The sequence below is a fragment of the Pantoea sp. genome (assembly GCF_039594315.1).
Taxonomy (GTDB): domain Bacteria; phylum Pseudomonadota; class Gammaproteobacteria; order Enterobacterales; family Enterobacteriaceae; genus Pantoea.
This window is the reverse complement of sequence record NZ_JBCNNP010000007.1, coordinates 1-11,572: the sequence shown is the minus strand read 5'-3', so window position 1 is coordinate 11,572 and position 11,572 is coordinate 1. Positions and strand designations below refer to the sequence as shown.

At 52.0% G+C, this 11,572-nt stretch carries 11 protein-coding genes; 1 reads left to right on the top strand and 10 read right to left on the bottom strand.

From position 1 onward, the window contains the following. Positions 1-7 precede the first annotated feature (7 nt). Positions 8-778 (bottom strand): tRNA uridine 5-oxyacetic acid(34) methyltransferase CmoM, encoded by a 771-nt coding sequence (cmoM, locus tag ABDW13_RS06945; protein ID WP_343551757.1) that lies wholly within the window; start codon positions 776-778, stop codon positions 8-10. A 124-nt stretch (positions 779-902) separates the two neighbouring features. On the opposite strand from cmoM, the gene elyC reads away from it, so the two are divergent. Next, positions 903-1,688, top strand: a complete 786-nt coding sequence (gene elyC / locus ABDW13_RS06940; RefSeq protein WP_343551755.1) for an envelope biogenesis factor ElyC — start codon at positions 903-905, stop codon at positions 1,686-1,688. Here the strand turns inward: elyC and ABDW13_RS06935 are convergent. The 9 genes from ABDW13_RS06935 to ABDW13_RS06895 form a co-directional block, all read right to left on the bottom strand. Then, positions 1,668-2,561: a YcbJ family phosphotransferase gene (locus ABDW13_RS06935; RefSeq protein WP_343551754.1), complete on the bottom strand. Its 894-nt coding sequence runs from the start codon at positions 2,559-2,561 to the stop codon at positions 1,668-1,670. The genes elyC and ABDW13_RS06935 overlap by 21 nt on opposite strands. A 110-nt stretch (positions 2,562-2,671) precedes the next feature. Further along, positions 2,672-3,421, bottom strand: a complete 750-nt coding sequence (gene kdsB / locus ABDW13_RS06930; protein WP_343551753.1) for a 3-deoxy-manno-octulosonate cytidylyltransferase — start codon at positions 3,419-3,421, stop codon at positions 2,672-2,674. Then, positions 3,418-3,600 carry a Trm112 family protein gene (locus tag ABDW13_RS06925; protein WP_007887424.1) on the bottom strand — a complete coding sequence of 61 codons (183 nt, stop codon included), beginning with the start codon at positions 3,598-3,600 and terminating at the stop codon, positions 3,418-3,420. Before ABDW13_RS06925 ends, kdsB begins: the two co-directional genes overlap by 4 nt. A gap of 88 nt (positions 3,601-3,688) precedes the next feature. Then, positions 3,689-4,906 (bottom strand): winged helix-turn-helix domain-containing protein, encoded by a 1,218-nt coding sequence (locus ABDW13_RS06920; RefSeq protein ID WP_343551752.1) that lies wholly within the window; start codon positions 4,904-4,906, stop codon positions 3,689-3,691. A 21-nt stretch (positions 4,907-4,927) separates the two neighbouring features. Continuing rightward, on the bottom strand, positions 4,928-5,914 hold the full coding sequence (gene lpxK, locus ABDW13_RS06915; RefSeq protein ID WP_343551751.1) for a tetraacyldisaccharide 4'-kinase: 987 nt from the start codon (positions 5,912-5,914) through the stop codon (positions 4,928-4,930). Beyond that, positions 5,911-7,659 (bottom strand): lipid A ABC transporter ATP-binding protein/permease MsbA, encoded by a 1,749-nt coding sequence (msbA, locus tag ABDW13_RS06910; protein WP_343551749.1) that lies wholly within the window; start codon positions 7,657-7,659, stop codon positions 5,911-5,913. The genes lpxK and msbA overlap by 4 nt, the downstream gene beginning before the upstream one ends. A 34-nt stretch (positions 7,660-7,693) precedes the next feature. Further along, the gene (locus tag ABDW13_RS06905) at positions 7,694-9,952 is read right to left on the bottom strand and encodes a DNA internalization-related competence protein ComEC/Rec2 (protein ID WP_343551748.1); all 2,259 of its coding nucleotides are present in this window, start codon (positions 9,950-9,952) and stop codon (positions 7,694-7,696) included. A 203-nt stretch (positions 9,953-10,155) separates the two neighbouring features. Continuing rightward, positions 10,156-10,440, bottom strand: a complete 285-nt coding sequence (ihfB, locus tag ABDW13_RS06900; RefSeq protein ID WP_003849360.1) for an integration host factor subunit beta — start codon at positions 10,438-10,440, stop codon at positions 10,156-10,158. 86 nt (positions 10,441-10,526) lie between these two features. Then, on the bottom strand, positions 10,527-11,572 hold a 1,046-nt coding region (locus ABDW13_RS06895), incomplete at its 5' end, for a 30S ribosomal protein S1 (protein WP_343551746.1).

Sequence of the window (11,572 nt, the reverse complement as noted above, 5' to 3'; positions counted from 1 at the left end):
GATCCTTCTACCTGGGTTTGCGCGCGGTCACGTGGATATAGCGCCCTAAGCTTAAAAAGGGCTCCTGGCGACAGAAACGCCGTTCCATCTCAATGATTTCCTCAACGCTCTTCCCTGCGCCGGGTTGCGGCTTCATATAGTCACAGAAGACGCGAATACCCGCACGCCGTTCAATTTCAAATCCGCATTCTGTTAGCCAGCGCGTCACATCATCAGGATCGCGTGGAAAATCGGGCGACAGCGTGCGCTTTTTGCGTTTGCTCATATTGGCGCGCATATAGCCGAAATTGCCGAGCGTCAGGGTGCGGAAGGTCAAGCCGTGCGCGTTGTAAAACATCAACGACAGCACGCCGCCGGGCTTCAACGTGTGCCACAGCGCTCGCAACACTTCTTCCGGTTGCGCCACCCATTCCAACACCGCGTGAAACAATACCAGATCAACCTGCGTATCCAAATGTTCGCCCACCTGCTGGGCGCTAATTTGTTTGAATTGCATGTTGTGGCTCACACCCGCGGCTTGGGCATGCGCTTCGGCCAGCTTCAGCATTTCGCCAGAAAGATCGCATAGCAGCACTTGATGACCGCGCGCGGCCAGGCCGCTTGAGATTTGTCCCACTCCGCCACCGGCATCCAGCACCTTGAGCGGTCCATCTGGCAACGTGGGTAACAGGGCTTCGAGTTCGTCCCAGACAATCGCCTGGCGCACTTGCCCTTTGCGCGTGCCATAAATGTTCTGTGAGAATTTGTCCGCCAGATCGTCAAAGTTACGATCCTGCATGATGATGGCTCCGCTTTGCTGCATTCAACTTGTGCTATTTTGTCACAGGCTCATCAAGAATGAACCTTTCATGCCACAGTAACTGTCTGGCTGCTGTTTTTTCGGACAAAAGGAGCAATTTCCCATGTTTTTCGCGTTAAAAAAAGTAATTGGCGGGATGTTGCTCCCTTTGCCCCTGCTGATATTGCTGATGGCAGCGGGACTTTTGCTGCTCTGGTTTAGCCGCTGGCAAAAAAGCGGCAAAATCCTCATCTCTATTAGCTGGCTCCTGCTGCTGCTCTTAAGCCTGCAACCGGTCGCGGATCGTTTGCTATTGCCGCTTGAAAATCGCTATGCAACATGGAGCGGAAACGAGCCGATCGATTATATCGTGGTACTCGGTGGCGGCTACACCTTCAATCCGAATTGGGCACCGAGTTCGAATTTGATCAGCAATAGTCTGCCGCGTGTCACTGAAGGTGTGCGTCAGTGGCGCCGTTATCCACAGGCAAAGATGATTTTTACTGGTGCGGCAGCGGGCGAAAATCCGCGCAGCAGCGCCAGTGTTGCGGCTGAAGTGGCGGAGAGTTTGGGCGTGCCGCGCGAGGCCATTATTCAGCTCGATCAGCCACGTGACACACAAGATGAAGCAAGAGCGGTGAAACAGACCATTGGTCAACATCCGTTCCTGTTAGTGACGTCAGCCAACCATCTGCCGCGTGCCATGCAGTTTTTCCAACGTGCCGGCATGAATCCATTGGCTGCACCGGCTAATCAGCTCGCCATCACTTCGCCGTTGAACTGGTGGGAACGCGTACTTCCTTCGCCGGTTTGGTTAAGTCACAGTGAACGAGCGATTTACGAAACGTTGGGGCAAACATGGCTGCGATTGCGCGGCGGCGATCTCGACTCATCCCAACCAGGGGAGTAATTGTTCACGGGCGTTATCAAAGCGTGGACGATCAAATTGCCCGCTGCTCACCAAGGTGTCGATGCAATCCCAAAGCTGATATAACCAGCGCCGCCAGAGGAAACCTTCCGACACGGGCGCGCGCTGCAAATAGTGTTGCAGCAATGACGCTTCGGCTCCGCTATCAGCCAGGCGCATCAAATCATATTCGCGCGGTGCCCAGAGAATATTACCCGGCTGCATCATCGCAATCAGTTGATCGCTATGCGCTTCTTTGAGCATGCTGGCTAAACGCCAATTACCGTGTACCAGCACACATGGATCGTCGAAGTCGGTAAACATGCGCGGCAAGAGCTGGCGGCTGCGGAACAGAATCTGGCGATCTTCCAGCGTGAAAAATGGCGGCGAGAGATAGCCCAAGCTTGACCACAACACTTCAACCCGCTGGCGATACCACGCAGGCCAGTTGTTTTCCTGCACGCTGTCCACGCTGCCGACTAAACCATGACTGTCTATGCGATGCCATGCCAGTACGCCTTCCACCATCTGCTCGCACAATTGCTCCCAGCGCGCAGCGTTACGCGCTGGCGCTTCAGCCGATACGCCATTAAAACGCGCCATCAGCAGCATTTCGTGTACCGGTTTTTGCTGACTAAGCACCAAGCCGAATACCGCAGGCACCGCAACTAAACCATCGTGACTGAGCATGGTGAGCTTTTTGGCTTCCAGCGCAGCGCGTCCCTGATGACGAAAATACTTCGCCACCAATGGCATCGGTTTGCCGTCGTTATCGTACAGCGCGTAAAGCCGCGTTTGCGCCTGTTCGCTGATAGTTTCAAGACGGCTGATGCTTTCACCTAGCACCAACGTCAATTCTGAACGGAGCTGTTCCATGCGATATCCTCCGAAATAAAATGGCTAGAATATGCTGGAGGCGATGGCGGCGAGAAACTTAGCGCCAGATCAAACTTTACGGCCAGCAAGAGGCGCTGGCCGGTCGGAGATTAGCCCTGCATCGCGCGGCGAACGCGCTCAAGGTCTTCCGGCGTATCCACTCCCACGCTAGGAATGGTTTTTGCCACCGCAACGTGAATTTTTTCACCGTACCACAACACCCGCAGTTGTTCGAGCAGCTCAATGTGCTCCAGCGGGCAAGGCTCCCACGCGATGTAGCGACGAACAAATCCAGCGCGATAGGCATAGATGCCGATATGGCGCAGCAATGTGTCATCGATTTGCTCACGTGAACGCGCGTAACGCTCGCGATCCCACGGAATGGTCGCGCGCGAGAAGTACAGCGCATAACCTTTGGCGTCCATCACCACTTTCACTGCGTTGGGATTAAAGGCTTCTTCCGCATCGGTAATCGGCACCGCCAGCGTCGCCATGCCCGCTTCGGACTGCGCTAAATTGCCCGCCACTTGACGCACAATCTCAGCGGGAATCATCGGCTCATCGCCCTGTACGTTGACGATAATGGTGTCATCGGCAAATTGGTATTTCTCAATCACTTCCGCCAAACGCTCGGTGCCAGATTGATGATCAACCCGCGTCATGCACACTTCACCGCCAGCCGCAGTCACTGCTGCCGCGACATCGGGATGATCGGTCGCAACAATCACACGATCGGCACCCGATTCACGCGCGCGCTCCATCACGTGCAGAACCATTGGCTTACCCTGAATATCCACTAGCGGTTTGCCCGGCAGGCGCGTTGATGCATAACGCGCAGGAATGATGGCGACAAAACTCATGGATGAATCTCTTCAACAGACAACGTGCGCGCTTCAACCTCCAGCAGCACCGGAATACCATCGCGAACCGGATAAGCTAGGCCGTCAGGCTTACAAATCAGCTCTTGCTGTTCTTTGTTGAAATACAATTTTCCGTTGCACACCGGGCAGGCAACGATTTCGAGTAAACGATGATCCATAATCTTCTCCTTCAGGACCGATTTAGTCAGCTAGCATAGCATATTCGCGTAGGTGATTAAGGCGCTAAGCATCAGCTATCTCGCGGCTTTAAGTGCTAATCAGCCAACGATTTGACCACGCATCCAGCAGTTCAGCCGGGGCATTTTCAATAATCACTTCATTCGCGCCTTGCCATTGGGCAAAGCGATTAATTGCTTTTTGCACATCATTGAGAAATGCATTGCTGATGCGCGTATCGGGTTCCAACCAAAATGCACGAATCACCAATTGCTGTGCCTGGCGTTCCATTTTGGCATCAATACGGGCTTTCAATGCGCCACGATGCAATACCGGCAAGACGAAATAACCGTATTTTCGCTTTTCAGCTGGCGTGTAGCACTCAATGCGGTAATCGAAATTGAACAGTTCGAGCGCGCGACGCCGATCCCAAACCACCGGATCAAACGGCGACAACAGCGCGGTATGGGTTGCTGATAATGGATTTTCCAGCAAGGGCAGTAAACTGTGATGTAGCCACATTTCGCCTAAATGCTCGACTTCAACCTGCACGATCTCGCCGCGCTCAGCCGCATCGTTTAACCATGATTTGAGGGGTGCACGCTTGAGGCGATAGTAATCCGCCAGCCAACTGACACGGAAAATACCTAGGCTACGCGCACTGTGATTCAGCATGCGTATCACGGCGTCGTCTTCACTTAAGGCATGCTCTTGATCAATCCAATCTGGCATCACGCGGCTGTGTAGATCGTAAACGCGCTGGAAATTACGTCGTTCAACCACCATCAATTTGCCCGCGCTGAACAAATTTTCCAGGTGACGTTTGTGCGGCTTCCACGCCCACCAGCCCGGTTTAGTTTGTTTGTCATTACTGAAGTCAGCGGCTCGAACGGGGCCGTTGCTGGCAATGTGCTCCAGCAGCTCAGCAATTTCCTGTTGATATTCTTCAACCCATTCGGCGTTATATTTCCAGCCCAGTCGCTGAGGCTCTAACATGCGATGGCGTAATAAAGAGTAATCTTCAAACGGAATGAAGCAGGCTTCATGCGCCCAATATTCAAACAGCGATCCCGATGCCAGCGCCTCTTCCAGCCAATTGGTCGGATAGATTCCAAGGCGACTGAACAGCACCAGATAAGGACTGCGCGCCACCACATTGATGGTGTCGATTTGCAGCAAAGACATTTGACGAACGGTGGCGTGAATATCGGCAAAACGCGCCCGACGGCCCAGTGGACGCAGAAGCCCCTGAGCAGCTAAATGCAGATGACGAGCAGTTTGCAGCGAGAGGGAAGCGGTGAGATTCATGGCTCTTTTCCCTTTCAAAAATTAACGCACGCGCGTGCAGAGGTGGGCAATATCATCCAGCAAGGTAGCCACTTGTTTTCCCTGCAAATGCGCATCAACCGGCAGATACCACCAATTTGGACGCGCGAAACTGCGGCACTTGACCGCATCTTTTTCCGTCATCAGCAAACATTGCTCGTCTTGCGTTAACAAACGTAGTTCGTCTTCGCTATAGGCATGGTGATCGGCAAAAGCAACTTCTGCGATGGTGTTGACGCCTTGCTGCTTGAGAGTGTCGAAGAAACGAGGTGGATGGCCAATACCGGCCATAGCGACAATATCCGGCAGTTGGTTTAATTCCGCCTTCTCGCCGCTGATTAAGTTGATCGCTAGACCCGGCTGCAACGTCATTGCGATTTCGTCAGCCTGTGCCGCACCGCCGTTAACAATCACCGCATCGACATCTTGCAGACGTGATGCACGCTCACGCATCGGCCCAGCCGGTAACCACCAGCCATTGCCGAAACGACGCATCCCGTCCACCACCACGATTTCACGATCGCGCTGCAACGCATAGTGTTGTAGCCCATCATCCGTGATGATCACATCCACATCCTGCGCTGCGAGTAAGGCTTCCACCGCCAGACAGCGCTGAGGAGCAACCGCCACCGGTGCCCGCGTACGCTGAGCAATCAAGACAGGTTCATCACCAGCCTGAGCCGTTGGCGTTTCAGCCGTGACCAATAGCGGATAGCGTTCAGCTTTACCGCCGTAGCCACGTGAAACCACGCCGGGACGTAATCCACGTTGTTGCAGCTCTTGCACCAGCCAGATAACCACCGGCGTTTTGCCATTGCCGCCCGCAGTAAGATTGCCGACGACGATAACCGGGCAAGGTGCTCGCCAGCTTTTGCGCCAGCCGCGTTTGAAGCTGAGGCGAATCAGCCAGGTGATCGCCCCATACAGCAAACTTAGCGGCCAAAGCAGCAGCCACAGTGGCGAGCGGCCGCTCCAGATGCGTTCAATCATTGACCAAACTGCAGTTTGTGAAGTTGCGCATAGGCACCCCTCTGTTCCAGCAGAACAGTATGCGTACCACGTTCAACAATACGACCATCTTCCACCACCACAATTTCATCGGCTTTTTCGATGGTCGACAGGCGGTGCGCAATCACCAATGAGGTACGGTTCTTCTGTAACTCATCCAGCGCGGCCTGGATTGCGCGTTCGGATTCGGTATCCAACGCAGAGGTGGCTTCATCAAGGATCAGAATTGGGCAGTCACGCAGTAACGCGCGTGCAATCGCAATACGCTGGCGTTGTCCACCGGACAGCAGCACGCCGTTTTCGCCAATCACCGTATCAAGACCGTTGTCCATTTTCTTGATGAAATCCATTGCATGCGCCATGGTCGCTGCTTGTTCGATCTGCTCACGGGTGTACTGCCCGGTGCGCGCATAGGCAATGTTATTAGCAATGGTGTCGTTGAACAGATGCACGTTCTGAGAAACCAATGCCACCTGATTACGCAATGAACTCAAGGTGTATTCGCGCAGATCGTGCCCATCCAGCAAAATCTCACCGCTATCGATATCGTAGAAACGCGTCAACAGACTGGCCATGGTGGATTTACCAGAGCCTGAACGCCCAACCAGCGCGACCGTTTTGCCTGCCGGCAGTGACAAGTTGATATCGCGCAATGCTGGGATATCACGGCCTGGGTAGGTGAAAGTCACATTACGGAATTCAACATCGCCTTTAGCGCGAGCCATTTCACGCTTGCCCGTATCCACTTCTTGTTCGCTGTCGAGGATGGAGAACAACGTCTGGCATGCCGCCATACCGCGTTGGAACTGCGCATTGACGTTAGTCAGCGATTTCAGCGGACGCATCAGTGCGATCATCGAAGAAAACACCACGGTGATGGTACCGGCAGTCAATGTATCCATCACGCTTGGGAAGCTTGCCGCGTAAAGAACAAATGCCAGAGCTAATGAGGCAATGAGCTGAATAACCGGATCAGAAATGGAAGAGGCTGAGACCAACTTCATGCCCTGCTGACGCATCTTGTTGCTGACTTGCGAAAAGCGCTGAGCTTCAACTTCCTGGCCACCAAAAATCAGCACTTCTTTGTGCCCTTTCAGCATCTGCTCCGCGCTGGTTGTCACCTGCCCCATGGTGTTCTGCATATTCTTGCTGATGTTACGGAAGCGTTTCGACACCGTACGAATAGCGAATGACACGATAGGTGCTAATACGATGAGAATCAGCGACAGCTGCCAGCTGTAATAGAACATCATGATGAACAAGCCAATGATCGAGGCACCTTCACGCACGACTGTCACAAGCGCACTTGAAGAGGAGGAAGCAACCTGTTCCGAATCGTAGGTAATACGTGACAACAATGTGCCTGTGGATTGCTGATCAAAGAAAGTAACCGGCATCCCCATCATATGACCGAATAAACGGCGACGCATATTCATCACCACGTTGCCAGAAACCCAGGAAATACAGTAACTCGAGATATAACTGGTGACACCACGAACCAACATCAAGCCAATTACCACTAAAGGCATCCACAGCATTACGGATCTGTCAGCTTTACCGAAACCATCATCCAGTAAAGGCTTCAACAGAGAGAGCATCAGGGTATCGCCTGCCGCATTGAGTATCAGCGCCACGGCTGACACATACAGGCCAGCCTTGTGGGGCGCAATCATCGGCCAAAGTCGACGGAATGTCTGCCACGTTGAGAGATCTTTATCTTGATGCATTATTTATTCACGCTGTTTGAAATAGCCGCTCATTCTACCTGGATTCACGTTTGACGCCAAACCACTGATGATACCAGCGGGGCATTATTTGCTCTCTTAAGCCCTTAATTTGCCAATGACCTTGCTGAATACCAATGTGAATCTGACCGGATTGTGCTGTGTCGAACCATAGATAGCCATTCTCACTATAGCGCTGTACTACGGCTTGGGCAGGCATGCGCCAGGCGTTGTAGCGCGCCACTGACGCAAAGGCGGCTTGTCCTGCAACATTACGTAACAGTAATGGCCCTGATGAAGTACGGCTGCCATGATGTGGTACCTGCAACAGTGTGGTGTTTAGTTGCTCTTTTTCCAGGGCAACAATTTTTCGTTCGGCATCTAATTCAATATCGCCAGTGAGCAACAAGCTGACTTGCCCATCATCCACACGTACCACGCAGGAATCGTTGTTTTGCCCTTGTACCTGATGAGCTGGCGGCCATAACGCGGTGAATTGCAATTTCTCCCACTGCCACTGCTGCCCTCGATGGCAAGGTAAGTGCCCTTTTTCCATCAATGCACTGCGAATACTCAGCATCGGATTGGCAATGAGCAATGAATTTAGACCACCTCGATGATCAAGATGCTTATGGCTGAGTATCAGTGAATGCAAATTTTTACCCCGGTATTGCAGCCAAGGCAAAATAATGCGTGAACCGGCATCATCTTTCTTCCAGCCAGGGCCTGCGTCATACATCACCACTTCATTGCCTTGAGTGATGGCGACTGCTAATCCGTGCCCCACATCAATCATGTCAATTTGCCAATCATCACGCTGAGTATTGGCGCGCCAAAATGTGATGGCAAAAAACAGGCTAAAAGTCGGCATGATGCAGTAATAAATGAGACCACTTCGCCAGAGGAGTAATCCTCCCCAAAGCAGCGCTATAGCTCGCAGGCTATCACTCCATGCCCACCACCCCGCGGGTAACCACTGCAATCCCTGCATCACTTTGCTTATCGATAAATCGGCAAGTGACCATAATCCCGAAGACGCCGATGCTATCGGTATCAACATGGCCAGCAAGATCAGAGGAACCGTGATAAAGGACACCACCGGAACGGCCATTAAATTTGCCAGCAGAGCACTTAAGCTAATTCCGTGGAACAGATAAATTTGCAACGGTGCCATGAGCACCATCATGCCAATCTGCAGATGCAGCAGTTGCAGCAGCAGCCATCGGCGTTGGGCACGAAAACGCAGAGGCAAAGGAAACCATTGATACCAGCCAATCAGCATTGCTACTGCCAGCGCTGACAACCAGAAGCTTTCTGATAATACCGTTAGCGGATCAAGCGCCAGCAATCCGCCGACACACAACGTCCACACTTGCCAACCACTTACTTGCCATCCCGCAGTGCGTATTCCTAGCCAAAGCATCAGCGCAAACGTGGCGCGTTGAGCTGGTGCATGACTGCCTGAAATCCAGCTATATGTCACAACAGCCATCACGCTGATCAACAGTGGAAATAAGTAACCGATTAATTGAGCAGGCAGAAATACTTGTAAAGCTCGAGCCAGTAGCCATCCCAGACTCGCTGCGAGCGCAATATGCATGCCTGAAATGGCCATTAGATGAGCAGTTCCCGTTTCACGCAACAGCTGGCGTTGCTCATCAGTCATATCATCGCGCATACCGAATGCCAGCGCTTTCACGATTGCAGAGTTTTCTAATGAAGCGAACATCGGCAAGTGGTAATTGATTAAGCGCGTCCGCCAACTACACGTCAGTGATTCCGGTTGCTGGCTAAGAATCCGCCCCTGAAGTGGAGAATGGTTCGACATAGCAAAACGTTGCAGATCGAATTCACCTTCATTCAATCTACCGTGCACTGCGCGCATTTGCAGTTTCATTTGCCAGCGTTGACCCGCGCAAAAATGCACATCTGATTGAGAGTTATTAAGCGTGACAAATATTGGCGGAAATTGATAATGCCCCCCAATACGTACGATTTGCGCTGTTAACTGTTGTTTCTCACCTCGGACTTCCTTGATGAGAACGCTAGTTTGTAACGGCGAGGCAACTAGCTGTTCAATGCTATTCACCATTTGGCGTGCTTCAAGTAGTGCCCATGCCAGCAGCATAAGCATGATACCAGTCATCCGGAACCATGAACTCTGTGTTAGCCCCATAATTATCGCGCAACCAGTAATCGCGGCTATTGAACCCAATTCAGGAATTTGCGCCAGCACACCTAATGGTAAGGCCGCCACGATCATCATCCTTGCTAGCACGATACAATTAATCTGCATTTACACTCTCCCTGATGTGAACAAGAGTGTGACGAGAATGGACAAGGGATGCTGCTAAGGAAATGTGAATTGTCGAGACGAGTTGAAGTATTTTTCGGCTGTTACATTATGGATAGCATGGTTTTAGAAGCTGGCTCTCATTGCTGAATTTTGTCCAAAAAAAACGACACTCGAAAGTGTCGTTTTTGTCGTTCGGTAACGGCTTAGCCGTAGATATTCGCACGGTCACGCAATTCTTTGCCCGGCTTAAAGTGGGGAACGTATTTACCTTCCAGATCCACTTTATCACCCGTTTTCGGGTTACGACCCGTACGTGGTGCGCGGTAATGCAAAGAAAAACTGCCGAATCCCCGGATTTCAATGCGCTCGCCTTGTGCCAACGTAGTGGCCATGTGCTCAAGCATCTCTTTGACCGCATCCTCAACGACTTTCGCCGGGATATGAGTGTGCTGGCCAGCAAGTCTTTCAATTAGTTCTGACTTGGTCATGTAACCTCCGGTTAATCCTTGATTGGAAAGGTATGACAGCTTTTACCGAAACCGGACGATTTTCATCGTCCGGTGCCTTAGGTCGATTACTCGCCTTTAGCCGCTTTGAACGCTTCAGCCATTGCGCTAGAGAAGTTACCGCCTTCTTCCTGTTTGGTGTTAACAGTATTGATGGCTTCTTTCTCGTCAGCCTGGTCTTTAGCACGAACAGACAGGCTCACAACGCGGTTCTTACGATCAACGCCGGTGAATTTAGCTTCAACGTCATCACCAACACTCAGAACCAGAGTTGCGTCTTCGATGCGGTCCAGAGAAGCTTCAGAAGCGCGCAGGTAACCCTCAACGCCGTCAGCTAATTCTACTGTAGCACCTTTCGCGTCAACTGCAGTGACTTTACCAGTCACGATAGCGCCTTTCTTGTTCAGGGTGATGTAGTTGTTGAATGGATCTTCAGCCAACTGCTTCACGCCCAGAGAGATGCGCTCGCGCTCTGCATCAACCTGCAGTACAACAGCAGCGATTTCGTCGCCTTTTTTGTACTCACGAACGGCTTCTTCGCCAGTCGCGTTCCAGGAGATGTCTGACAGGTGAACCAGACCGTCGATGCCACCGTCCAGGCCGATGAAGATACCGAAGTCAGTGATTGACTTGATTTTACCTTCAACGCGATCGCCTTTGTTGTGGGTCTCAGCGAACAGCTGCCATGGGTTAGATTTGCACTGCTTCAGGCCCAGGGAGATACGACGACGCTCTTCATCGATGTCCAGAACCATTACTTCAACCACGTCGCCTACGTTTACAACTTTAGACGGATGGATGTTTTTGTTGGTCCAGTCCATTTCAGAAACGTGTACCAGACCTTCAACGCCTTCTTCGATTTCTACGAAGCAGCCGTAATCAGTCAGATTGGTAACACGACCAGTCAGCTTAGTGCCTTCCGGATAACGCTTAGCGATAGCTACCCATGGATCTTCGCCCAGTTGCTTCAGGCCCAGAGATACACGAGTACGCTCGCGGTCGAACTTCAGCACTTTAACAGTGATTTCGTCGCCCACGTTGACGATTTCGCTCGGATGCTTAACGCGTTTCCAAGCCATATCGGTAATGTGCAGCAGGCCGTCAACGCCGCCCA